24 protein-coding genes are annotated in these 21,804 nt (G+C 73.3%); 12 read left to right on the plus strand and 12 right to left on the minus strand.

The window, feature by feature from the left end; all coding sequences use genetic code 11:
* Positions 1-57 precede the first annotated feature (57 nt).
* A complete protein-coding gene (locus ACFC0D_RS22640) occupies positions 58-1,752 on the plus strand; it encodes a fibronectin type III domain-containing protein (protein WP_376438746.1) in 1,695 nt (564 codons plus the stop codon).
* On the opposite strand, the gene ACFC0D_RS22645 is transcribed toward ACFC0D_RS22640, so the two are convergent.
* Positions 1,742-2,467, minus strand: a complete 726-nt coding sequence (locus ACFC0D_RS22645; RefSeq protein WP_376438748.1) for a cobalt-precorrin-6A reductase — start codon at positions 2,465-2,467, stop codon at positions 1,742-1,744. The two genes, ACFC0D_RS22640 and ACFC0D_RS22645, sit on opposite strands and share 11 nt — an antisense overlap.
* 12 nt (positions 2,468-2,479) lie before the next feature.
* Here ACFC0D_RS22645 and ACFC0D_RS22650 point away from each other — a divergent pair, with 12 nt between their 5' ends.
* A complete protein-coding gene (locus tag ACFC0D_RS22650) occupies positions 2,480-3,598 on the plus strand; it encodes a cobalt-precorrin-5B (C(1))-methyltransferase (RefSeq protein WP_376438751.1) in 1,119 nt (372 codons plus the stop codon).
* Positions 3,599-3,692: 94 nt separating this feature from the next.
* Here ACFC0D_RS22650 and ACFC0D_RS22655 read toward each other — a convergent pair whose 3' ends face one another.
* Positions 3,693-4,370 (minus strand): hypothetical protein, encoded by a 678-nt coding sequence (locus tag ACFC0D_RS22655; protein WP_376438754.1) that lies wholly within the window; start codon positions 4,368-4,370, stop codon positions 3,693-3,695.
* A 98-nt stretch (positions 4,371-4,468) separates the two neighbouring features.
* On the opposite strand from ACFC0D_RS22655, the gene ACFC0D_RS22660 reads away from it, so the two are divergent.
* Positions 4,469-4,543, plus strand: coding sequence for a 50S ribosomal protein bL37 (locus tag ACFC0D_RS22660; RefSeq protein ID WP_099895366.1), 75 nt, complete (start codon positions 4,469-4,471; stop codon positions 4,541-4,543).
* Between the two features lie 154 nt (positions 4,544-4,697).
* On the opposite strand, the gene cobM is transcribed toward ACFC0D_RS22660, so the two are convergent.
* From cobM to ACFC0D_RS22675, 3 genes are read right to left on the minus strand one after another with little or no spacing between them, the layout of a single operon-like run.
* On the minus strand, positions 4,698-5,447 hold the full coding sequence (gene cobM, locus ACFC0D_RS22665; RefSeq protein ID WP_376438757.1) for a precorrin-4 C(11)-methyltransferase: 750 nt from the start codon (positions 5,445-5,447) through the stop codon (positions 4,698-4,700).
* Positions 5,444-6,685: a precorrin-6y C5,15-methyltransferase (decarboxylating) subunit CbiE gene (gene cbiE, locus ACFC0D_RS22670; RefSeq protein ID WP_376438759.1), complete on the minus strand. Its 1,242-nt coding sequence runs from the start codon at positions 6,683-6,685 to the stop codon at positions 5,444-5,446. Before cbiE ends, cobM begins: the two co-directional genes overlap by 4 nt.
* A gap of 48 nt (positions 6,686-6,733) precedes the next feature.
* Entirely contained in the window at positions 6,734-6,862 is a 129-nt protein-coding gene (locus ACFC0D_RS22675) for a DUF6126 family protein (RefSeq protein WP_329118674.1), read from the minus strand.
* A gap of 184 nt (positions 6,863-7,046) precedes the next feature.
* Here ACFC0D_RS22675 and ACFC0D_RS22680 point away from each other — a divergent pair, with 184 nt between their 5' ends.
* Genes ACFC0D_RS22680 through ACFC0D_RS22695 form a run of 4 tightly spaced genes read left to right on the plus strand, consistent with a single transcriptional unit; the run spans position 7,047 to position 9,646 of the window.
* Complete coding sequence (locus ACFC0D_RS22680) at positions 7,047-8,123, plus strand: LLM class flavin-dependent oxidoreductase (protein ID WP_376438762.1); 1,077 nt, start codon at positions 7,047-7,049, stop codon at positions 8,121-8,123.
* 3 nt (positions 8,124-8,126) lie between these two features.
* Entirely contained in the window at positions 8,127-8,753 is a 627-nt protein-coding gene (locus ACFC0D_RS22685; RefSeq protein WP_376438765.1) for an FMN reductase, read from the plus strand.
* Positions 8,754-8,806: 53 nt separating this feature from the next.
* Positions 8,807-9,229: a universal stress protein gene (locus tag ACFC0D_RS22690; protein WP_376438767.1), complete on the plus strand. Its 423-nt coding sequence runs from the start codon at positions 8,807-8,809 to the stop codon at positions 9,227-9,229.
* A gap of 45 nt (positions 9,230-9,274) precedes the next feature.
* Complete coding sequence (locus tag ACFC0D_RS22695; protein WP_376438770.1) at positions 9,275-9,646, plus strand: VOC family protein; 372 nt, start codon at positions 9,275-9,277, stop codon at positions 9,644-9,646.
* Here ACFC0D_RS22695 and ACFC0D_RS22700 read toward each other — a convergent pair whose 3' ends face one another.
* The 3 genes from ACFC0D_RS22700 to ACFC0D_RS22710 form a co-directional block, all read right to left on the minus strand.
* On the minus strand, positions 9,647-10,513 hold the full coding sequence (locus ACFC0D_RS22700) for an ABC transporter permease (protein WP_376438772.1): 867 nt from the start codon (positions 10,511-10,513) through the stop codon (positions 9,647-9,649). It abuts the gene before it with no gap.
* The gene (locus tag ACFC0D_RS22705; protein ID WP_376438775.1) at positions 10,510-11,586 is read right to left on the minus strand and encodes an ATP-binding cassette domain-containing protein; all 1,077 of its coding nucleotides are present in this window, start codon (positions 11,584-11,586) and stop codon (positions 10,510-10,512) included. Before ACFC0D_RS22705 ends, ACFC0D_RS22700 begins: the two co-directional genes overlap by 4 nt.
* 288 nt (positions 11,587-11,874) lie before the next feature.
* Complete coding sequence (locus tag ACFC0D_RS22710) at positions 11,875-12,636, minus strand: SDR family oxidoreductase (RefSeq protein ID WP_376438778.1); 762 nt, start codon at positions 12,634-12,636, stop codon at positions 11,875-11,877.
* A gap of 124 nt (positions 12,637-12,760) precedes the next feature.
* On the opposite strand from ACFC0D_RS22710, the gene ACFC0D_RS22715 reads away from it, so the two are divergent.
* Positions 12,761-16,048, plus strand: coding sequence for a BTAD domain-containing putative transcriptional regulator (locus ACFC0D_RS22715; protein WP_376438781.1), 3,288 nt, complete (start codon positions 12,761-12,763; stop codon positions 16,046-16,048).
* Positions 16,049-16,099: 51 nt separating this feature from the next.
* Here ACFC0D_RS22715 and ACFC0D_RS22720 read toward each other — a convergent pair whose 3' ends face one another.
* From ACFC0D_RS22720 to ACFC0D_RS22735, 4 genes are all read right to left on the minus strand, one after another.
* Positions 16,100-16,540, minus strand: a complete 441-nt coding sequence (locus ACFC0D_RS22720) for a hypothetical protein (RefSeq protein ID WP_376438783.1) — start codon at positions 16,538-16,540, stop codon at positions 16,100-16,102.
* 72 nt (positions 16,541-16,612) lie between these two features.
* Complete coding sequence (locus ACFC0D_RS22725) at positions 16,613-17,026, minus strand: RidA family protein (RefSeq protein ID WP_376438786.1); 414 nt, start codon at positions 17,024-17,026, stop codon at positions 16,613-16,615.
* Positions 17,023-18,210, minus strand: a complete 1,188-nt coding sequence (locus ACFC0D_RS22730; RefSeq protein WP_376438789.1) for an MFS transporter — start codon at positions 18,208-18,210, stop codon at positions 17,023-17,025. The genes ACFC0D_RS22725 and ACFC0D_RS22730 overlap by 4 nt, the downstream gene beginning before the upstream one ends.
* 79 nt (positions 18,211-18,289) lie before the next feature.
* On the minus strand, positions 18,290-18,763 hold the full coding sequence (locus tag ACFC0D_RS22735; RefSeq protein WP_376438835.1) for an RrF2 family transcriptional regulator: 474 nt from the start codon (positions 18,761-18,763) through the stop codon (positions 18,290-18,292).
* 192 nt (positions 18,764-18,955) lie between these two features.
* Here ACFC0D_RS22735 and ACFC0D_RS22740 point away from each other — a divergent pair, with 192 nt between their 5' ends.
* The 4 genes from ACFC0D_RS22740 (at position 18,956) to ACFC0D_RS22755 (ending at position 21,785) form a co-directional block, all read left to right on the plus strand.
* Positions 18,956-19,735: an alpha/beta fold hydrolase gene (locus ACFC0D_RS22740; RefSeq protein WP_376438792.1), complete on the plus strand. Its 780-nt coding sequence runs from the start codon at positions 18,956-18,958 to the stop codon at positions 19,733-19,735.
* Positions 19,736-19,898: 163 nt separating this feature from the next.
* Entirely contained in the window at positions 19,899-20,333 is a 435-nt protein-coding gene (locus tag ACFC0D_RS22745) for a hypothetical protein (RefSeq protein WP_376438794.1), read from the plus strand.
* On the plus strand, positions 20,330-20,773 hold the full coding sequence (locus ACFC0D_RS22750; protein ID WP_376438797.1) for a hypothetical protein: 444 nt from the start codon (positions 20,330-20,332) through the stop codon (positions 20,771-20,773). The genes ACFC0D_RS22745 and ACFC0D_RS22750 overlap by 4 nt, the downstream gene beginning before the upstream one ends.
* A 4-nt stretch (positions 20,774-20,777) precedes the next feature.
* Positions 20,778-21,785, plus strand: coding sequence for an endonuclease/exonuclease/phosphatase family protein (locus ACFC0D_RS22755; protein WP_376438799.1), 1,008 nt, complete (start codon positions 20,778-20,780; stop codon positions 21,783-21,785).
* Positions 21,786-21,804: the final 19 nt, after the last annotated feature.

Genomic DNA, 21,804 nt, shown 5'->3' on the forward strand with positions numbered 1-21,804 from the left:
AGGAGTTCCCCCGTTTCACATGCTCCACATAGGTCCGGAAAGGGCCCACCCCCTGTGATGACTCGTACCCGGCTGAGCGCCCTGGCCGTCACGGCCGCCCTCGCCGCCTCCGGTGGTCTGCTCACCGCCACCCCGGCCGCCGCGGCCGTCACCTGCACGGCCCCGGTGTGGAAGGCGGAGTTCTTCGCCAACTCCACGTTCAGCGGCACCCCCAAGCTGACCTCCTGCGACAGCGCCATCGCCGAGAACTACGGCTACGGCGATCCGGCGGGCGGCAGGCTGCCGCGGGACAACTTCTCCGTCCGCTGGTCGGTGACCCGCGACTTCGGCTCCGGCGGTCCCTTCACCTTCACCGCCGCGGCGCAGGACGGCATCCGCGTCAACCTCGACGGCGTCCGCAAGATCGACCTGTGGCGGAACGTCTCCACCACCCAGACGAAGACGGTCGACCTCACCGTTCCGGCCGGCCGCCACACCATCACCGTGTACTACGCGGCCTGGACCGGCGCCGCGAACGTCAAGTTCGGCTACGCACCCCGCACTTCGGCGACCGTGGACAAGGTGCGTCCGCTCGCGCCGACCGGCGCCACCGTCGCGTACGACAAGGCCCTCGGCAAGGTCACCCTGCGCTGGGCGGCGAACAAGGAGATGGACCTCGCCGGCTACCGCGTCTACCGGCGCCTCGGCACCTCCACCGCCTGGACGAGGGTCAGCAGCGCCACCGCCCCGGTCACGGCCGCCTCGTACGTCGACTCCCCGCCGGCGACCGGCCAGACGTACCTGTACGAGCTCCGCGCCGTCGACAAGGCCGGCAACGAGTCCCCGGGCGGCGCCGACCTGACCGTCGTGTCCGTGGACAGGACCCCGACCGCCGCCCCGACGGGCGTGGCCGCGTCCGACGGCTACACCGGCGTCGTCCTGGCGTGGCAGCCGGTCACGGGCGCGGCGACGTACACCGTCCACCGGCAGCGCACCGGCACCACCGACCCCGTCGCCCAGGTCGCGACCGGTGTCACCGCCACCACCTGGAAGGACACCACCGCCACCGAGCGGACCGGCTACACCTACTGGGTCTCGGCCGTCGACGCCGCCGGCAACACCTCGGCCCGCACCGCCGTCACCGCCACGCGCGGCGACTACGCGCCCGGGGCCCCCACGGGCCTGACCGCGGTGGACACCGGCAGCCACATCCGGGGCTTCGCCCTGCGCTGGACCGCCCCGGCGGACACCGACGTGGCCTCCTACCGTGTCTACCGCAACGGCTCCCTCCTCGGAACCGCCTCCTCCCCCTCGTACACCGACGAGAACGGCCTCTGGCACGGCACGACGTACCGGTACACGGTCACGGCGGTCGACCGGGCCGGCCACGAGTCCCCGGCCTCCGCCGAGGCTGTGGTCACGACCGAGGGCGACCTGATCGCCCCGGCGCCCGTCACCGGACTCAAGGCGACGCCGCGCGAGGACGGCGTGCTCGTCGAGTGGGACGCGAGCACGGAGCCCGACCTCAAGCGGTACGAGGTCTACCGGGCCGAGAAGTACGACGACGGCGACGGCGGCACCATCTGGCTCGCCCACCGCGTCGAGTACCTCTCCAAGACGGCCACCTCGTTCCTGCACCCGAGCGAGGCGGACGGCGAGAACGTGATGTACACCGTCATCGCCGTGGACCAGTGGGAGAACATGCTCCGGGCCGACGACCCGAGCCTGAACTGGGCCGAGGTCACCGAACTCGGAACGCCCGTCACCCCATAGCCACCCAGGCGGCGGCCTCCTCCGGGGTCGCCGCCACCGGGACGCCGGAGGGGACCGGGGGCCGGCGGATGACCACCACCGGGACGCCCGCCTCGCGGGCCGCCGTCAGCTTCGGGGCGGTCGCCGCGCCGCCGCTGTCCTTTGTCACCACGACGTCGATCCGGTGGCGGGCGAGGATCTCCCGCTCGCCGTCCAGGGTGAACGGGCCCCGGTCCAGGACGATCTCGGTGCGGGCCGGCATCGGGGCGTCCGGGGCGTCCACCGAACGGACCAGGAACCACTGCGGGCAGGCCGCGAAGGCCGCCAGGCCCATGCGGCCTGTCGTCAGGAACACCCGGTCGCCCAGGCCCTCCAGGGCACGGGCCGCCTCCTCCAGCGAGGCCACCGGACGCCAGTCGTCGCCCTCCCCCGGGACCCAGCCGGGACGGCGCAGCGCCAGCAGGGGAACATGGGCGGTGGCGGCCGCCCGGGCCGCGTTGAAGCTGATCCGCTCGGCGAAGGGATGGGTGGCGTCGATGACCGCGTCCACGGCGTGCCCCGCCATCCACTCCACGAGACCGTCGACGCCCCCGAACCCGCCGATCCGAACCTCGCCCGCCGGCAGCCGGGGGCTCGCCACCCGGCCCGCGAGCGAGCTGGTGACCCGGACCTCGCCGTGCAGCAGTCCGGCGAGGGCGCGGGCCTCGGTGGTCCCGCCGAGAATGAGTATGTGCACAGGAGCCTCTTCGTGACTTCAGGCGGCGGGCGTGAGGCCCAACTCAAGCACACCGGCCTCCGCCCGGGCTGGACGACCGGTGCCTGTGCGACGGCGGCCACCACCGCCGCGTACACCGCCCTGCTGACCGGCGACTTCCCCGACCCGGTGACGATCACGCTGCCGAAGGGCCAGACGCCGTCCTTCGCGCTGACCGCCGAGTCCCTGTCGGGCGGGTCCGCGATGGCCGCCGTCGTCAAGGACGCGGGCGACGACCCCGACGTCACGCATGGGGCCGTCATCCGCTCGACGGTACGGCTCCTGCCACCCGGCTCCGGCGTCGTCTTCCGCGCGGGGCCCGGCGTCGGCACCGTCACCCTGCCCGGTCTCCCCCTGGACGTCGGGGAGCCCGCGATCAACCCAGTGCCCCGGCATCTCATGCGCGAGCACGTCGCCGCGGTCGCCGCCGCGCACGGCGCCCCCGGCGATGTCGAGATCACCGTCTCCGTCGACAACGGCGCCGAGATCGCCCGCTCCACCTGGAACCCCCGCATCGGCATCCTCGGCGGCCTGTCGATCCTCGGCACGACCGGCGTCGTCGTCCCGTACTCCTGCTCCGCCTGGATCGACTCCATCCGCCGGGGCGTCGACGTGGCCCGCGCGGGCGGCCTCACCCACGTCGCGGGCTGCACGGGTTCGACCTCGGAGCGCACGGTCGGGGAGATCTACGACCTCCCCGAGATCGCCCTCCTCGACATGGGCGACTTCGCGGGCGCCGTCCTCAAGTACATCCGCCGCCACCCCGTCGACCGGCTCACGATCTGCGGCGGCTTCGCCAAGCTCTCCAAGCTGGCCGCCGGCCACCTGGACCTCCACTCGGCCCGCTCCCAGGTCGACAAGGCCTTCCTCGCCGACCTGGCCCGCACGGGCGGCGCCCCGGAGGCCCTCGCCGCCGAGATCACGGCCGCCAACACGGGCCTCGCCGCCCTCCGCCTCTGCGAGGCCGCCGCCGTGCCCCTGGGCGACCTGGTCGCCGCCCGCGCCCGCGACGAGGCCCTGGCCGTGCTGCGGGGCGCCACCGTCGCGGTGGACGTGATCTGCATCGACCGCGCGGGGACGGTCGTGGGCCGCTCGTCGGTGGCGGGGCCGTAATCCGAGAGGGCGTCCTGGGGGACGCCCTGCTGCGGGGGGAGCGGGTGGACGCGACGGGGATGTCGGTGCCGGCGCCGGAGTGGGCCGAGGCCCGTCAGGCCGTCGGGTAGCCGATCTCCGCGATGTCCTCGGCGAGGTCGGCGGGCGCCACCTCCGGGTTGAGGGCCGCGACGACCTCGGGCGTGAGGGGGCGCAAGGCCAGGACGTGGCGTACGGCCGCCAGGTCGACCGGGGTCTCGTAGTAGTCCGAGGCCCACTCGGCGTACGCCTCGGCCGAGCGGTCGACGAGCAGTTCGAAGATCCTTTCCGAACCGTCCGGCTCGCCGTCGCCCCAGTTGGGGAAGTCGATCGTTCCGGCCCGCCAGGCCGTGTCCGTCGGCTCGCGCCACAGGCAGGCGGTGACCAATGCCACCCCGTCCTCGTCCGAGAACGCCGGCTCCTCCACGTACGGGCGGAACAGGTCCGGCACCGAGTCGAGTACACCCGGCCAGGGTTTCGGATCCTTGTCCATGGACGCCCAGGGACTCATCGGCGACTCGTGCGAGAAGCCCCGTATGTACGCGCCCGCCGGCGAGAAGACGATCGCGTACGCATCGCCCTGGCCGTCCCGCATCGAGGCCATCTGCTCGTTCTCCGACCACCGCGCGTCGAAGGAGTAGTACCGGTCCTCCCACTCCGGGCTCAGTACGGCTTCCAGCACGGCCAGGCCCCGGCAGTGGTCGCGCAGTTCCTCGATGCCCGGCAGCACGCGGGCGACGTCGTGTACGGTCACGCGCCCATTCCACCGCACCCCACTGACACCGGATGCGCCGTCTCCCCCGCGAACCTAGGCTTGCGAAGGCAGGACCCCCACGAGAGAGGGATGTGCCCATGGCGAAGCGAGGCAACAAGAAGCGCGCCCGCAAGAAGAAGAAGGCGAATCACGGCAAGCGGCCGAACGCCTAGAAGCCGGGGCCGGACACTCGTCGGGTGTCCGGCCCGGGCGCGTCACGGGGGCGTCGAGGCCCCACCGCTCCGGCGGCCGGCGGGCCGGTGTCCGTCACGGGCCCCGTCGAGGCCCCACCCCCCGACGGCGGCTGGCCGGCGGGCGGGGAAGAGCTCAGCAGACGTGCCGCTCCCGCGCCGGGTCGTAGAGGTGGCTGTCGCGGAACTGCGAGGCCGCCAGCGTGCGGCCGACCAGGATCACGGCCGTCTTCGTGATGCCGGCCTCCTTCATCTGCGCCGCGATGTCCTCCAGCGTGCCCCGCAGCACGATCTCGTCGGGGCGGCTCGCCATCGCCACGACCGCGGCCGGGCAGTCGGCGCCGTAGTGCGGCAGCAGCTCGGACACGACCCGGTCGACGTAGCGGGCGGCCAGGTGGAGGACGAGCAGGGCGCCGCTGCGGCCGAGCGTGGCGAGGTCCTCGCCCTCCGGCATGGGCGTGGCCTGCTGGGCGATGCGGGTGAGGATGACCGTCTGGCCCACGGTCGGGACGGTGAGTTCCCGCTTGAGCGCGGCGGCGGCGGCGGCGAACGCCGGGACGCCGGGCACGACCTCGTACGGGATGTCCAGCGCGTCGAGCCGGCGCATCTGCTCCGCCACGGCGCTGAAGACCGACGGGTCGCCGGAGTGGAGCCGGGCCACGTCCTGGCCTGCTTCGTGGGCGCGGACGATCTCGGCCACGATCTGGTCCAGGTCGAGGTCCGCGGTGTCGACCAGGCGCGCGTCCGGCGGGCACTCGGAGAGCAGCTCGCGGGGGACGAGCGAGCCCGCGTAGAGGCAGACGCCGCAGGCGGCGAGGGTGCGGGCGCCCCGCACCGTGATCAGGTCGGCCGCGCCCGGGCCCGCGCCGATGAAGTAGACGGTCATGCTCCAACTCCTGCTTTCGTTACGGACCACTGCGTGACCGGCATCGCCTGGCGCCAGCCGGTGAAGCCGCCGACCGGGACGGCCTGGGCGACGGCGAGCCGGACCAGCTCCCCGCCGTACCGGCGGTAGCGCTCGGCCAGCAGCGCCTCGGACTCCATGGTCACCGTGTTGGCGACCAGCCGGCCGCCGGCCGGGAGCGCGTCCCAGCAGGCGTCGAGCAGGCCGGGGGCGGTCAGACCGCCGCCGATGAAGACGGCGTCGGGGGTGGGGAGGCCGGCGAGTCCGTCGGGGGCGGCCGCGGTGACGACCCGCAGCGTGGGGACGCCGAGGGAGGTGGCGTTGCGCGCGATCCGGGCGGCCCGCTCGGGGTCCTTCTCGACGGCGATCGCCCGGCAGGAGCGGTCGGTGCGCATCCACTCGATGCCGATGGAGCCGGAGCCGCCGCCGATGTCCCAGAGCAGTTCGCCGGGGGCGGGGGCGAGGGCCGCGAGGGTGGCCGCGCGGACGTACCGCTTGGTGAGCTGTCCGTCGTGTTCGTACGCCTCGTCCGGCAGGCCGGGTACGGCGCCGAGGCGCGGCGCGTCGGGCGCCCGTACGCAGTCGAGGGCGAGGACGTTGAGGGCGTCGAGGCGCTCGTCGTCGGACCAGGTGTCGGCGGTGCCGTCGACGAGCCGCTCATGAGGCCCGCCGAGCTGTTCGAGCACCCGCATCCGGCTGCCGCCGTACCCCTTCTCCCGCAGCAGGGCGGCGACCAGTGCCGGGGTGTGGCGACTCTCGCTGAGGACCAGGAGCCGGACTCCGTCGTGGAGGGAGGCGGTGAGGGAGGCGAGCGGCCGGCCGACCAGGGAGACGGTCTCGACGGCCTCCAGGGGCCAGCCGAGGCGGGCGCAGGCGTACGAGACGGAGGACGGGTGCGGCAGGACGTGGAGCCGGTCGGCGCCGACGGTCTCGGCGAGGGTGCGGCCGATGCCGTAGAACGTCGGGTCGCCGCTGGCGAGGACCGCGATCCGGCGTCCCTCGCGGGCGGCGAGCAGTCCGGGGACGGCGGGGCGCAGCGGGGAGGGCCAGGTGACGCGCTCGCCGGGGCACTCGGCGGTGGGCAGCAGGTGGAGCTGGCGGAGGCCGCCGACAAGGACCTCGGCGGCGCGCAGGGTCCGGCGGGCGTTCTCGGGGAGGCCGTCCCAGCCGTCCGCGCCGATTCCGACGACCGATATCGCGTGCGGGGGAACGGTGCTCACGTGGGCGAACTCTACGGGAGGGCCTGTTCGCCCTCCTCGTGACCGTGGTTACTTCTGGGCGTTCTGCCCCACGTAGAAGAGCAGCCAGACGAAGCCGGCGAACGCGTGCGTGGCGAAGACGTACACGAAGACGCGCAGGAGGACGCCGCGCTCTTTCCAGCGCTCGTAGTCGGACATGCCCTCCAGAGTACGGGCCGGAGGAGGGGCGGGCCCGGCCACTCCTAGCTAAACGGATAGTTATCCGGTACGGTGAAGGCGATGAGAGAGACCCCACGGAATACAGGGCTCGGAGCCACGGTTGAGCGTGATGATTTAAGCTTCAACCAATAGCCCGGGAACGCCCCAGCGAGAGGTGAGCACGATGCAGTTCGGGATCTTCACCGTCGGCGACGTGACGACCGACCCCACCACCGGCCGTACCCCGACCGAGCACGAGCGGATCAAGAACACGGTCGCCATCGCCCTCAAGGCGGAGGAGGTCGGGCTCGACGTCTTCGCGACCGGCGAGCACCACAACCCGCCCTTCGTGCCGTCCTCCCCGACGACCCTCCTCGGGCACATCGCCGCACGGACCGAGAACCTGATCCTCTCCACCTCGACCACGCTGATCACCACCAACGACCCGGTGAAGATCGCCGAGGACTACGCCACCCTCCAGCACCTCGCCGACGGCCGCGTCGACCTGATGATGGGCCGCGGCAACACCGGCCCCGTCTACCCGTGGTTCGGCCAGGACATCCGCCAGGGCATCCCGCTCGCCATCGAGAACTACGCGCTCCTCCACAAGCTGTGGAGGGAGGACGTCGTCGACTGGGAGGGCAAGTTCCGCAGCGCCCTCCAGGGCTTCACGTCCACGCCCCGCCCCCTCGACGGTGTCCCGCCGTTCGTCTGGCACGGCTCGATCCGCTCCCCCGAGATCGCCGAGCAGGCCGCGTACTACGGCGACGGCTTCTTCGCCAACCACATCTTCTGGCCCAAGCAGCACACCGAGAAGATGGTCAGCCTCTACCGCCGGCGGTACGCGCACTACGGCCACGGCACCCCCGAGCAGGCCGTCGTCGGCCTCGGCGGCCAGGTCTTCATGCGCAAGAACTCCCAGGACGCCGTACGGGAGTTCCGCCCGTACTTCGACAACGCGCCCGTCTACGGCCACGGCCCGTCCCTGGAGGAGTTCAGCCGCGAGACCCCGCTGACCGTCGGCTCCCCGCAGGAGGTCATCGACCGCACGCTCTCCTTCCGGGAGTACGTCGGCGACTACCAGCGCCAGCTCTTCCTGGTGGACCACGCGGGTCTGCCGCTGAAGACGGTCCTGGAGCAGCTCGACATCCTCGGCGAGGAGGTCGTCCCGGTGCTCCGCAAGGAGTTCGCCAACCTGCGGCCGGCCGGTGTCCCGGCGACCGCCCCGCTCCACCCCGCCGTACGCACCCAGGAGGCGTGAGTCATGCAGACCCTGAAGCTGGTCGCCGTTTCCGCCGGGCTGAGCGCCCCGTCCTCGACGAGGCTGCTCGCCGACCGGCTCGCCAAGGCGGCCCGGGAACGGCTCACCGAGCAGGAGTACGTGGTCGAGGTCCGGGTCGTCGAACTGCGCGACCACGCCGTCGACATCGCGAAGAACTTCGTCACGGGCTTCCCCTCGGCGGAGCTCCAGGAGTCGATCGACGCGGTGACGGGAGCGGACGGGGTCATCGCGGTGAGCCCGGTGTTCACCGCCTCGTACAGCGGTCTGTTCAAGTCCTTCTTCGATCTGATCGATCCGGCCGCGCTGACCGGCAAGCCGGTGCTGATCGGCGCGACCGGCGGCACCGCCCGCCACTCCCTCGTGCTCGACCACGCCATGCGACCGCTCTTCTCCTACCTGCGGGCGCTGGTCGTCCCGACGGCCGTCTACGCGGCCTCGGAGGACTGGGGTTCGGGCGGCGACGAGTACACGGACGGGCTGCCGTCCCGGATCGCCCGGGCGGGCCACGATCTCGCCGACCTGGTGGCGGCGCGGGGCCCGGCGGGGGAGGCGGACGACGACGAGGTCGTGCCGTTCGAGCGCCAGCTCGCCGATCTGCGCCTGGATTGATCCTCTTTGTTACGTTGGGGCGCAGATGTGCCGCGCAACGAACGGAGATCGACATGGCCGGCAGGATCGTGGTGGGCGTGGACGGTTCGGAGCAATCCCTGAAGGCACTGCGGTGGGCGGCCGGGCAGGCCGCCCTCACCGGGGACTCCCTCCAGGCGGTGATGGGATGGGAGTACCCGGCGTCCTGGGCGACGGCGCCCGGGGTACCGCCGGACTTCCACCCCGAGCAGCTCGCCGAACAGTCCCTGGACGAGGCCCTGTCGCAGGCGCTGGATCCGGCCGTCGCCGCCGGCGTTACCCGTACGGTCGTCAGCGGCAACCCGGCCCAGGCCCTGGTCGACCAGGCCGAGGGCGCGTCCCTGCTGGTCGTCGGCGACCGAGGCCACGCCGGCTTCAAGGCCGCGGTCCTGGGCTCCGTCTCCACCCGTGTGACCCAACACGCCCCCTGCTCGGTGGTGGTCGTACGGGGCGAGTGACCAGGTTGCCGTGCGACAGGATCCCAGCGGGCGCATGATGCCCTCATGGACATCAAGCTGGAACTGATCGGCGTCCCCGTCACCGACATCGACCGGGCCAAGGCCTTCTACGAGCAGGTGGGCTTCCACGCCGATCACGACATCCCCGTCAGCGACGACATCCGCTTCGTCCAGATGACCCCGCCCGGATCGGCGTGCTCGATCACCTTCGGGAAGGGCATCACGCAGATGAAGCCGGGCTCGCTCGACAACATGCAGGTCGTCGTCACGGACATCGAGGAGGCCCACGCCGATCTCAAGCGGCGCGGCATCGAGGTCAGCGACATCGACGACCAGCCGTGGGGCTCGTTCGTGTACTTCGCCGACCCGGACGGCAACCGCTGGGCGGTCCAGCAGACCACCCCGCGAGGGCAGTGACTACTTGCGGTTGTAGAGCCGCATCGTGATCGCTCCGAAGACGACCACGAACAGCGCCGACCAACCGAGCGACCAGGCGATGTCCGCCGCCGGCCAGTTCCCGGCCATCAACTCGCGTACGGCCGTCGCCAGGTGGGTCACCGGGCTGTTGTTCACGAAGGCCTGGAGCCATCCCGGCATCGTGCTCGGGTCGACGAAGACGTTGGACAGGAACGTCAGCGGGAAGATCACCATCATGCTGACGCCCATGACGGACTTCTCGCTGCGCAGCATCAGTCCGAACATGGTCCAGATCCACGAGAACGCGAACGAGAACACCAGCAGCAGCGCGACCCCCAGCAGGACGCCGGCGATGCCGCCGTCCGGGCGATAGCCGATGATCATGCCGACGGTGAGCATGACCGCGGAGGCGATCAGATAGCGGACGACGTCGCCCAGCAGATAGCCGACCATCGGCGCGGGCCGCCAGATCGGGAGCGTACGAAAGCGGTCGAAGACACCCTTCTCGATGTCGGTGTTGACCGAGACGCCCGTGTACATCGTGATCATCACGACGCTCATCACCAGGATGCCCGGCAGCAGGAACTGGATGTACGCCGAGACCGAACCGGCCAGCGCGCCTCCGAAGAGGTACGTGTACATCAGCACCATCATGATCGGGAACGCCGTCACGTCGAACAGCTGCTCCGGCACGTGCTTGATCTTCAGCATCGCCCGCCAGCCGAAGGTCATCGAGGCGGAGAGGGCGCTGGGGCGCGGCGGGCGGGACTGGCCCACGAGCAGCGCCGCGAGTTCGTCCGCCTTCGGGGCGACGAAATCGAGGGTGTCGGTGGTCTGCGTGTCCTTGCCGGTGGTGACGGTGGTCATGCCGTCGGTCCCTTCCGGTCGGTGTCGGTTCCGTCGGTGCCGGGGGCGGGGGCGGGGGCGCCGGGAGTATGGGCGCCGGGGGCGGGGGCGCCGTTCCCTTGGGGGCCGGTCGCGTCCGCGGGCCTGTCCGTCAGCGCCAGGAACACCTCGTCGAGGCTGGGCTGACCGAGCCCGAAGTTGTCGACCGTGATCCCGGCCCGCGCCAGTTCCGCAAGCGCCCGCGCGGCCTGCTCGGCGGCGCCGAGGTCGGTTCCGTGGCCGTTGACGGTGGCGGTGAGCGCGACGGGGTCGGGTTCGAGCTGCACGGACGCCTTCAGGGCGCTCCGGAGGACCTGCTCGGCCTCCGGGCGCTGCTCGGGGTCCCGGAGCCGTACGTGCACCGAACCCGAGCCGACGGAGGCCTTCAGCTCGCCCTTCGTGCCCTCCGCGATCACCTTCCCGTGGTCGATGACGGCGATACGGGAGGCCAGCTGGTCCGCCTCGTCCAGGTACTGGGTGGTGAGCAGGACGGTCGTGCCCTGGGCGACCACGGCGCGGACGATGTCCCAGACCTGGTTGCGGCTGCGCGGGTCGAGGCCGGTCGTCGGTTCGTCGAGGAACAGCAGGTCAGGGGTGTTGAGGATGGACGCGGCGATGTCGATACGGCGCCGCATGCCTCCCGAGTAGTTCTTGATCTGCTTGTCGGCGGCGTCGGCGAGCCCGAACGCGGTGAGCAGCTGCGCGGAGCGGTCGCGGGCGGCGGGGCGGGTGTGGCCGAGGAGGCGGCCGAGCAGGACGAGGTTCTCGGTGCCGGTCAGGTCCTCGTCGACGGAGGCGTACTGGCCGGTGAGGCTGACCCGGCCGCGCACGGTGTCGGCGTCCTTGACGACGTCGTTGCCGAAGACGCGGGCCCGGCCGCCGTCCGGGCGGAGGAGGGTGGCGAGCATCTTGACGGCGGTGGTCTTGCCGGCGCCGTTGGGTCCGAGGACCCCGTAGACGGTGCCGGCGGGAACGCGCAGGTCGATGCCGTCGACGGCCCGGTTCTCACCGAAGACCTTGACCAGACCCTCGGTCTCGATGGCGAGGTCGGTCATGCGCTGTCCTCCCGGCTGCCGGCGTCGGTTCCGCTTCAACCAGTCTCCGACGGGCCCGGCCGGTATGCCAGGGGGAGGACGGGGGGTCGTTTGTACGGGTGGGGGGCTGAGGCGTCACTGGGGCGGTGGGGGATGGCGGGGCGGCCGGGGACGGACGGGCGCGGCGAGGCAGGTGGTGTCCCGCCCGGGCCCGCGGCGAACGGACCCCGCCCCGTCGCCCGCCGTCGCCTGCCGTCGCCCCCGCCGGCCGGGCCCAGGTGTCCGCCCCGCCGCCCCGGCCCCGCCCCGTCAGCCCGCGGCCGTCACGTGCTGGACCAGGCCGCCGTCGACCGCCAGTTTCACGCCCGTCGTGAAGGTCGCTTCCGTCGCCAGGAACAGCGCCGCCTTCGCCACCTCGTCCGCCGTGCCGTGGCGGCGCAGCGGCGTCGCCTCGTCGCCGGCCTTCTGGAACGCCGCGAGCTGCTCCTCCGTGATCCCCTGGACCCCGCCCCCGGGTGTGTCGATGTAGCCCGGCGAGACCGCGTTGACCCGGATCCCCCGTCCGACCAGCTCGGACGCGAGCGCCTGCGCGAACGACCAGAGCGCCGCCTTCGTCGCCGAGTACACGCTCATCCCCGGCGTGCCCGTCACATCGGCGACCGAGGTCGTGAAGACCAGCGCGCCGCCGTCCCTCAGCAGCGGCAGGAGCCCCTGCACGGTGAAGTAAGGGCCCTTGATGTTCACCGCGAACATCCGGTCGAACTGGTCCTCCGTGGCCGCCGCGATCGGCGCCAGCTCCGCGATGCCCGCGTTCACGAAGAGCAGGTCCACGCCGCCGAGCCGCTCCTCGATCAGCGCCGGCAGCGCCCGTACGGCGTCCATGTCGGAGAGGTCCGAGGAGACGACGTGGACGGACGGCCCGAGCTCGGCCGCCGCCTCCTTGAGGTTCTTCGGGTTACGGCCGGTGAGCAGCACCTCGGCGCCGCCCTCGACGAGGCGCTTGGCGATGGCGAGGCCCATCCCCATGGTGCCGCCGATGATGACGGCCTTCTGACCTGCGTACGTACTCATGTGCGCGCAACTCCCCGCGTGTGGTGGTCGGTACGTGGACGACTCTGCGCGGGGCGGCTGACGATCGACTGACGGAAAGCTGTGGGTGAGGGGGTGGGTGAGAGGGGTGGGTTACGGTTTCGCCATGCGGTTCGGGGTGCTCGGTCCACTGTCCGTACGGGACGCGTCGGGGCGGGCCGTGACCGTCCCCGAGGCGAAGGTGCGCCTCCTGCTCGGCTGCCTCCTGGCACGCGAGGGGCGGCCCGTCCCCACGGACCTGCTGATCGACGCGCTCTGGGGCGACCGCCCGCCCGCCCGCGCCGCCAACGCCCTCCAGGTCAAGGTCTCCGCGCTGCGCCGGGTCCTCGGTCGCGAACGCGTCCTGCTGCGGGCACCCGGCTATCTCCTCGCCGTGGAGGAGGGCGAATCGGACGCGGCTCGGTTCCGCGCGCTCGTCGCCCGCGGGGCGCGCGTCCCGGACGCCCGGGAGCGGGCGACGCTGCTCGCCGAGGGGCTCGGCCTGTGGCGGGGCGACGACGCGTACGCGGACGTCGCCGACCACCCTCTCGTACGGGAGGAGGCGGGGCGCCTGGCCGAGGAGCGGCTCGCGGCCCTGGAGGACCACGCCGAGGCGCGGCTGGTGACGGCGGAGCCCGGCGCGTGCGCGACCCTGGCCGCCGAACTCGCCCCGCTCGTGGCCGCGCACCCCCTGCGTGAACGCCTGCGCGCGACCCACCTGCGCGCGCTGTACGGCGCCGGGCGCCAGGCCGAGGCCCTCGCCTCGTACGAGAACCTCCGCGCCCACCTGGCGGAGGACCTGGGCGCGGATCCGAGCCCAGGACTGACGGCCCTGCACACGGCGATCCTCCGCCAGGAACTGCCCCACCCGGACCGAAACCGACCCGCCGCACTTCCGCCCACCGGGCGGGACGCCGGCCGACCCGCCACACCCCCGACCACCGGGCAGGACCCCGACCGACCCACCACACCCCCGACCACCGGGCAGGACCCCGACCGACCCGCCACACCCCCCACCACCTCGCCGGACACGGGCCTCCCCGCCACAACCCCCACCACCGGGCCGGACGCCGGCCGCCCCACCACACCCCCCACCACCTCGCCGGACCCCGGTCTCCCCGGCGAACCGCCGATCGCCGGAGCCGGTCCGGCGCGCGGCGCCGCAGCGCGCGAACCCGGTGCTCTCCCGCCCGGCAGGGCGCCCGTGCCGCTGACGCACCTCGTCGGGCGGCACGACGAGGTGCGTGAGCTTCGCGGGCTTCTCGTCGGCGCGCGTCTCGTGACGCTCACCGGCACCGGTGGTGTCGGGAAGACGCGGCTCGCGCAGGAGGTGGCAGGGGGCGGGTGGTTCGTCGAGCTCGGCGCGGTGCGTGGTGGGGCGGATGCCGACGAGCTCGCCGAGGCCGTCGCCGGGGCGCTCGGGATCCGGGACGACACGGCCGCCACCCTGCCCCGCCTCGGCAGTCCCGGCGACGGCACGCAGCGCCTCGCCGCCGCGCTCCGCGACCGGCCGGGCCTGCTCGTCCTGGACAACTGCGAGCACGTCGTGGACGCCGTCGCGGTCCTGGCCGGCGGACTCCTGCGCACCGTTCCCGGGCTGCGGATCCTGGCCACCGGCCGGGAGCCGCTCGGGGTCCCCGGGGAGCATGTGCGCCCGATCGAGCCCCTCCCGCCCGCCGACGCCGTATGCCTCTTCGCCGAGCGCGCCGCCGCCGCCTCCCCCGCCTTCGCGCTCACCGAAGACAACCGCGCCGAAGTCGCCGAGATCTGCGCCCGCCTCGACGGCATCCCGCTCGCCCTCGAACTCGCCGCGACACGTGTACGGGCCCTGGGAACACGGGAGTTGGCGGTACGGCTCGGAGACCGGTTCCGGATCCTGACGACCGGGCGGCGCGGTGTCCCGCCCCGCCAGCAGACCCTGCGCGCGGTCGTCGACTGGAGCTGGGAGCTGCTCTCCGCCGCCGAACGGATCGTGCTGTGCCGCCTCTCCGTCCACCGCGACGGCTGCACGCTCGACGCGGCCGAGGCCGTCTGCGGCGACGACGGACTCGACGTCGTGGACCTGCTCGGCCGGCTCGTGGACCGCTCGCTGGTGGTCCGTGACGGCGAGCGGTACCGGATGCTGGAGTCGATCACGGCGTACGCGAAGGAGCGGCTGCACGAGAGCGGCGACGAGGCCGCCGCGAGCGACCGGCACCGCGCCTACTACCTGGCCCTCGCCGAGCGCGCCGCACCCCTGCTCCGGGGCGCCGGGCAGCGGGAGTGGCTGCGGCGGCTGGACGCGGAGGGCGCGAATCTGCGGGCGGCGTTCGACGCCTGGCCGTCCGCCTCCGCGCCGGAGCGGTTCGCGGTCGCGTTGTCCTGGTACTGGCTGCTGTCCGGGCGGCTGCGCGAGGGCCGACGCCGGTTGGCGAGGGCGGGCGACGGGGCCGAAGTGCGGTGCCTGGAGGCCGGGTTCGCGTTGCTGTGCGGGGAGAAGGCGGACACGGAGTCGCTGCCCTACGGGGCCGTCGCCGACCCGGAGGCGCGGGCGAGGGCGCGCTGGCTCGTGGCGTACGGGCACTTCAACACCGGGGAACTCGCGGAGAGCGAGCGGATCCTCGACGGCGTCGACGGACTCGGGGACGCCGGGCCCTGGGTCGGGGCGGCCGTCCACACCCTGCGGGCGGCGCACGCACTGCTGCGGGGAGACCTGGTGGCGCAGGGCCGGCACGGGCGCGAGGGGCGGGCCCTGTTCCGCGCGCTGGGCGACGTCTGGGGGCAGTCGCAGTCGGTGTCCCCGCTGGCGGCGCTCGCCCAGATCGACGGGGACTACGCGGAGGCCGCGCGGCTGCACGAGGACGGGCTGCGGCTCGCGGAGGAGCTGGGGCTCGCGGCGGAACGCTCCGCCCGGCTCTCGGGCCTCGGCCGGCTCGCGCTGCTCGCGGGCGACTGGGAGCGGGCAGCGGCGCTGCACGAGCGGGCCCGGCGGGGAGCGGCCGAGCACGGCTACAAGTTCGGCGAGGTGTACGCGGAGATGGGGCTCGCGCTCGGGGCGCGGAGGGCGGGCCGTCTCGACGAGGCGGAGAGGCTGCTGCTCGGGATCCGGGACTGGTACCAGGAGGTGTCGTCGGAGGCGGGCAATCACCTCGTCCTCGTGGAGCTCGGCTTCGTCGCCGAACTCCGCGGCGACGCGGAGACGGCCCGCGCCTGGCATCTCCAGGCACTCGCCGCGGCCCGCGCGACCCGGGACCCGCGCGCCCGCGCGCTCGCCCTGGAGGGGCTGGCCGGCGCGGAGGCCGCTGCGGGCCGCCCGGGTCGGGCGCGCTCGCTCCTGGCGACGGCGACGGCACTCCGCGAACGGGCCGGCGCGCCCCTGCCGACGGCGGAACGGGCCGACGTCACCCGTATCGCCTCGGCGGCTTCCCGCCACTGACGGCGGAGCCACCGGACCGACAGGGGACCGGTGGCTCCGAGGAACCGGCGGCTACGGGGAGGTGCGGGCGGGTGGCTGGGAGGTGCGGGCCGGGGGCTGGGAGCGGGCGGGCGTGTCCTCGTGTGTGTAGAACAGGTAGAACGAGGCGACTCCCGTGACGGCGGCCGACACGAGGCCCAGCACCGCCCCGGAGAGCACGCTGTTGTCGGACAGGCTGAACAGGAAGCCGACCGCGCAGCCGGCGAGCACCGCCCAGGCCGCCGCGCGCAGCTCGACCGGCAGGGTGTGGCCCCACTGCCGCAGCGCGTACACCGCCCCGGCGAGCACGATGCCGGAGGCCAGCCCGATGCCGACCTGGTTCCAGGTGATGATGCCGCCCGAGCGCTGGATGGCGGCGGCCCAGAAGCCGTACGCGAAGCCCAGCGTGACGGGCAGACCCCAGCCGTGGGTACTCAGGTGCCGTCGGGTCGGCACCGCTGCGTGTGCGGCCATGGCAGGAGCTCCTTCACTCTCGCCCCCTCCATCCTCAAGGGCACACCCGAAGCCCCCGCCCCCGCAACTGGATCAGTCCGCAGGTCGCACCGCGACCGCGTCGATCTCGAAGAGCATCCCCGGCAGCGCCAGGGACGCGACCCCGCTGAGCGTCTGTGCGGGCAGCCGGTCGCCGAAGGCACCGTGGAGCGCCTTGCCCAGCACCTCCAGCTTCGCGAGGTCGTGGTCGACGATGTATGAGCCGAGTCGTACGACGTGCTCGAATCCGAGCCCCACGCCCTCCAGTGCGAGCCGGAGGTTGGTGAAGGACAGCTCGACCTGGGCGGCGAAGTCCCCGGGGACGGGGGAACCGGTCGCGTCGGAGGCGTACTGGCCGCCGATGAAGACCGGTTCGCCGGGGGCGGAGGCGGCGTGGCTGTAGCCGAAGGGGGACGGGTCGTGGAGCGTCGCCGGGTTGGTGATCGTGCGCCGGTCGGTGCTGGTCATGAGGTGTGGTTCCTTCCGGGGAGTACGGCCGTCAGGCAGGCGGCCAGAGTGAGCGCGGCGCCCGTGCAGAGCACCGCGACGAGCGTGGTCGCGTCGACGAGCAGCCCACCGAGGAGGGCACCGAGCGCGATCGAGAGGCAGAAGACGCTGACGTAGAGGCCGGTCGCCGTCTCCACGTCCTCGGGTGCGGCGGCCATGAACCAGGACTGCAGCCCGACGGAGACCCCGCCGTAGGCGAGCCCCCACAGGAGCAGCAGGGCGGCGCCGGCCGGGGTCGTCCCCCCGGTGAGGGCGAGCGCGAGGAGCGCGGCGGTGAGGCCGGCGGAGAGGACGGCGAGGGTACGGCGGGGGGAGCGGCCGGCCGCCGGGCCCGCGGCGAAGTTCCCGGCCACGCCCGCGAGTCCGTAGCCGAGGAGGAGCACGCCGACGAGTCCTTCGGAGATGTGGACGTGCTCGGCGAGCACGGGCCGGACGAAGGAGTAGGCGAGGAAGTGGCCGGTCACCAGGAGGAGGGTGAGGAGCAGTCCGGTGCGGACGCGCGCGTTGTCGCGCGGCAGCCGCAGCAGCCCTCCGAACCCGGTGCGGAGTCGGGGGGCGCGCCGGGTGCCCGGCAGGTGGGGCAGCAGCGCCGCGAGAGCCGCCGTCGCCACCACCGCCATCACCCCCACTCCCGCGAACGCCCCACGCCAGCCGGTCCATTCCGCCGCCGTGGTGGCCGCCGGGACGCCGAGGACGGAGGCGGCGGAGACCCCGCCGAAGATCACGGCGGTGGCCCGTCCGATGTCGGAGGTGGGGACGAGCCGGGGCGCAAGGCCGCCCGCGAGGGCCCAGAAGCCGCCGATGGCGATCCCGAGCAGGACACGGGCGCCGAGGACGAGCGCGAAGTGTCCGGCGGCCGCGGTGGCGAGGTTCGCGGCGGCGACGAGCGCCATCAGGACGACGAGGACCGCCCGCCGGTCGGCGCCGGCCGCCCGAAGGGCGATCAGCGGGGCGGCGACGGCTGCCACGAGGCCCGGGACGGTCACCATCAGGCCGGCCGTACCGGCGGACACGTCCAGCTCGGACGCGACCGGGGTGAGCAGGCCCACCGGCAGCAGCTCCGCCGTCATCACGGTGAAGATGCCGATCGTGACCGCCCCGACGCGGGCCCAGCTCCCCTGCTCTCTATCCTGGACGTTCAACATCCAGAATTACCCCCTTGAAAAGCCCTCCCGTTCGGGAGGGCACGTCGACATCGGACCCCTGGTCGGATCGGCCGGCCGGTCAGGCGTTGGCGAACCAGTGGCGGATACGGTCCGGGGCCGCGGGCGCCTGGAGCTCCGCCCGTTCCCGGACGTCGTCCAGGGTGCGGGCCGCCAGCTCCCGCCTCCAGGCCAGCTCCGCCGCACCCATGGCGCCCGCGATCGCGCACTCGGCCCCGTAGCTCCCGGCCGGTCCGGCACCGGGCCCCTGCTGTCGGATCTCGGAACAGCGGAACGCCTCCTCCGGGCCCTCGATCGCCGTGACGACGTCCATGAGGGTGATCCGGTCGAGCGGCCGCGCCAGCCGGAAGCCGCCCTTGGGGCCGGAGACCGAGCTGACGATCCCGGCCCGGGAGAGGGCCTGGAGCTGCTTGTTGAGGTAGGCGGCGGGCAGCTCGTGGTACGCCGCGAGCCGCGCTGCCGTCACCGCCCGCTCCGGCCCGATCCAGGCCAGATTGAGGCAGCTGTGCAGCGCCCATTCGACGCCCTCGTTCATCCTCATGTTCTGGATATTAGATGTCCAGGATCCCCGACGCAAGCGCGGCGGGCCGCCGCGGCGCGTCGTCCGGACCGGGAGCACGGGCGGGGCGAGCCCCATCCGCACCGCGTCCGCCGCCCCGGAGCCCACTCCGCCCCGGAACCGGCGCACCATTGCAGCGAGGGGGAGCGGCTGCCTAGCCTCGGCACCATGCCCTCCGCAGAGATCAACGGACTCACGATCGGCTACGAGGACCGGGGCACAGGCCCCGCGCTCGTCCTGGTCCACGGCCATCCCTTCGACCGCACCATGTGGCAGCCCCAGATCGACCGCTTCTCGGCCACGCACCGGGTCGTCGCCCCCGACCTGCGCGGCTACGGAGCGACCACCGTCGTCCCCGGCACCACCCCGCTCTCCACCTTCGCCGAGGACCTCGCCGCCCTCCTCGACCACCTCGGCATCGAGGAGTTCGTCCTCGGCGGGCTCTCCATGGGCGGCCAGATCGTCATGGAGTGCCACCGCCTCTTCCCCGACCGCATCCGAGGCCTGATCCTCGCCGACACGTTCCCCGGCGCCGAGACCGAGGAGGGGAAGGCCGGCCGCCGCGCCGTCGCCGACCGGCTGGTCCGGGAGGGCATGAAGGGGTACGCCGACGAGGTCATCGACCGGATGGTCGCGCCGTACAACACCCATGCCTCGCCCCACGTCCACCGGATGATGTGCGCCACCGATCCCGAGGGAGCGGCGGCGGCACTGCGCGGCCGGGCCGAGCGCCCCGACTACACGGACATGCTCCGCACCGTCTCCGTGCCCGCGCTGGTGGTCGTCGGCCGCGACGACGCGTACACCCCGGTGGCGGACGCGGAGGCGATGCACGCGCTGCTTCCCGACTCCGGACTCGTGGTCGTGGAACGGGCCGCGCACATGCCGAACCTGGAACGTCCGGAGGAGTTCGACGCGGCGCTCGCCGCGTTCCTCGACGCTGTCTGAGCTCGGCCGTGCGCCCGGCTGTGGCCCAGTGCGTGCGTCCGGCCGCGTGCGGCTGCCCGAGCCGTGCGCGCCCGGCCGTGTGCGCCGTGCGCGTCCGGCGTCCGCTCACTCGTTCGGAGCAGTTGAACGATCGCTTCCAGGGCAACGGCCGGACGATGAGCCCATGAGCCAGAACACCGCACCCCGCGCGCCCCAGGCTGCTTCCGGCGGCACAGGGGCCTCCAGCGGCACTCTGTTCGCCGGTGTCCTCATGGTGGTCATCGGCATCCTGGACATCCTCCAGGGCATCGCCGCCATCGCCGAGGACGACGTCTACACCCGCGTCGGCGACTACGTCTTCAAGTTCGACCTGACCAGCTGGGGCTGGATCCACCTCATCCTCGGCATCCTCGTCGGCCTCGCGGGCGCCGGGATCCTCAAGGGATCCGAGTGGGGACGGATGGGCGGCATCACCCTGGCCTCCCTGAACGTCGTCGCCCAGTTCCTCTTCCTGCCCTATCACCCCTGGTGGGCGCTCTTCTCGATGGCCATCTCGATCTTCGTGATCTGGGCGCTGGCCACGGACGACACCTCCTTCCGCAAGAGCGGCGTGGCATGAGGCGCGGCCGCGCCCTCGCCGTCTCCGCCACCGCCCTCCTCGCCCTGGCGGTGACCGGCGTCACCGGCTGCACCGAGGAGAGCCAGCAGGCGGCGGAGGACATCGTCGCCTCCGCCACGGCCGCGGCCGCCTCAGCGGCGCAGGAGAAGATGAACCAGGTCAAGGACGGGGTGAACGCCACCGGCGATGTGAAGGCCGGCCCGACCGCGGTCGACGGAGACCGGACCACCGCGGAGCTCACCGCCACCAACCCGCTCGACAAGAACGCGGACTACACGGTCCTGGTCAACTTCCGTGACGACGGCGGCAATCTGCTCGACGTCGTCGTCGTGAACATCGACGGCGTGGAGCCGGGGAAGTCCAAGACCGGGACGGCGCGCAGCAATCGCACGCTGTCGGGGGAGACGACGGCGGAGGTCCAGCAGGCGCTGCGACACTGAGGGCGTGACCTCTGTCCGTACCGCCGTCGAGTCCCTCCCGCCCCCCGTACGGCCCGGACGGCGCCTCGCCGCCTGGGCCGCGGGACTGTCGCTCGCCGTGCCGAGCGTGGTGGTCGGATGCCGGCTCATCGGCGTCGACGCGGTCACCCCCGTACCGCAGTTGCTGTCCTTCCTGCCCTGGCTGGCCGTCCCGGCCGGTCTCGGACTGCTGCTCGCGCTGGTCGCGCGGCGGCGGCTGCTCGCCGGATGGGCGGCGGTCGTCCTCGCGGTGACCGCCTGGTTCGTCCTGCCGTACGGCCCGGACACGACCACCGCCCGCGGCCCCGTCGTCGAACGGCTCCGCGTGCTCACCGCCAACGTCGAGTTCGGCCAGGGCACGCAGGCGCTGGCCGAGACGGTGCGCCGGGAGCGGCCGCAGCTCGTGTACGTCTCCGAGTGCGACCGCGACTGTGTCCGCACCCTCGTCGCCGCCGTGGGCGCGGACCTCCCCCATCGCGCGGTCGTGGACGACTGGGGCGCGAAGGGATCGGCCGTCCTGAGCGCGTACCCGCTGGCCGCGCAGCCCCCGATCCCGGCCGTGATGGGAATGCCGGGCGCCACGGCGCGGATCGGCGGCCGGACCGTGCAGCTCCGGCTCGCGCACCCGCTGCCGCCGATCCCCCGCCAGATCGACCGGTGGAAGCGCGAGCTGGGACGGGTGGAGGACTTCGCCGCCGCGCACCGCGACGGCGGGCCCGTGATCCTCGCCGGCGACTTCAACGCCTCCCAGGACCACGCCGCCTTCCGCTCGCTCCTCGACGCCGGCGGGCTCCACGACGCCGCCCGGCTCGCGGGCGCGGCGCGGACTCCGACGTGGCCGCGGGAGGGCCAGGGGGCGCTGCCGCCGTACGTCCAGATCGACCATGTGCTGGTCAGCGACGACTTCCGGGTGCGCGGGGTGCGGTTCCTCGACCTCGCGGGGTCGGACCACCGGGCCGTACTCGCCGAGCTCGACCTGCACACGGGCCGCTGATCGGCCACGCTGGATTACA

Source organism: Streptomyces sp. NPDC056222, assembly GCF_042264065.1.
Lineage (GTDB): Bacteria > Actinomycetota > Actinomycetes > Streptomycetales > Streptomycetaceae > Streptomyces.

Excerpts from the sequence above, each read along its gene's own strand:
- ACFC0D_RS22640 (WP_376438746.1), top strand. The coding sequence starts at position 58 with ATGACTCGTACCCGGCTGAGCGCCCTGGCCGTCACGGCCGCCCTCGCC.
- cobM (WP_376438757.1), bottom strand. The coding sequence starts at position 5,447 with ATGACCGTCTACTTCATCGGCGCGGGCCCGGGCGCGGCCGACCTGATC.
- ACFC0D_RS22675 (WP_329118674.1), bottom strand. The coding sequence starts at position 6,862 with ATGTCCGACTACGAGCGCTGGAAAGAGCGCGGCGTCCTCCTGCGCGTC.
- ACFC0D_RS22680 (WP_376438762.1), top strand. The coding sequence starts at position 7,047 with ATGCAGTTCGGGATCTTCACCGTCGGCGACGTGACGACCGACCCCACC.
- ACFC0D_RS22685 (WP_376438765.1), top strand. The coding sequence starts at position 8,127 with ATGCAGACCCTGAAGCTGGTCGCCGTTTCCGCCGGGCTGAGCGCCCCG.
- ACFC0D_RS22690 (WP_376438767.1), top strand. The coding sequence starts at position 8,807 with ATGGCCGGCAGGATCGTGGTGGGCGTGGACGGTTCGGAGCAATCCCTG.
- ACFC0D_RS22695 (WP_376438770.1), top strand. The coding sequence starts at position 9,275 with ATGGACATCAAGCTGGAACTGATCGGCGTCCCCGTCACCGACATCGAC.
- ACFC0D_RS22700 (WP_376438772.1), bottom strand. The coding sequence starts at position 10,513 with ATGACCACCGTCACCACCGGCAAGGACACGCAGACCACCGACACCCTC.
- ACFC0D_RS22705 (WP_376438775.1), bottom strand. The coding sequence starts at position 11,586 with ATGACCGACCTCGCCATCGAGACCGAGGGTCTGGTCAAGGTCTTCGGT.
- ACFC0D_RS22710 (WP_376438778.1), bottom strand. The coding sequence starts at position 12,636 with ATGAGTACGTACGCAGGTCAGAAGGCCGTCATCATCGGCGGCACCATG.
- ACFC0D_RS22715 (WP_376438781.1), top strand. The coding sequence starts at position 12,761 with ATGCGGTTCGGGGTGCTCGGTCCACTGTCCGTACGGGACGCGTCGGGG.
- ACFC0D_RS22720 (WP_376438783.1), bottom strand. The coding sequence starts at position 16,540 with ATGGCCGCACACGCAGCGGTGCCGACCCGACGGCACCTGAGTACCCAC.
- ACFC0D_RS22725 (WP_376438786.1), bottom strand. The coding sequence starts at position 17,026 with ATGACCAGCACCGACCGGCGCACGATCACCAACCCGGCGACGCTCCAC.
- ACFC0D_RS22730 (WP_376438789.1), bottom strand. The coding sequence starts at position 18,210 with ATGTTGAACGTCCAGGATAGAGAGCAGGGGAGCTGGGCCCGCGTCGGG.
- ACFC0D_RS22735 (WP_376438835.1), bottom strand. The coding sequence starts at position 18,763 with ATGAACGAGGGCGTCGAATGGGCGCTGCACAGCTGCCTCAATCTGGCC.
- ACFC0D_RS22740 (WP_376438792.1), top strand. The coding sequence starts at position 18,956 with ATGCCCTCCGCAGAGATCAACGGACTCACGATCGGCTACGAGGACCGG.
- ACFC0D_RS22745 (WP_376438794.1), top strand. The coding sequence starts at position 19,899 with ATGAGCCAGAACACCGCACCCCGCGCGCCCCAGGCTGCTTCCGGCGGC.
- ACFC0D_RS22750 (WP_376438797.1), top strand. The coding sequence starts at position 20,330 with ATGAGGCGCGGCCGCGCCCTCGCCGTCTCCGCCACCGCCCTCCTCGCC.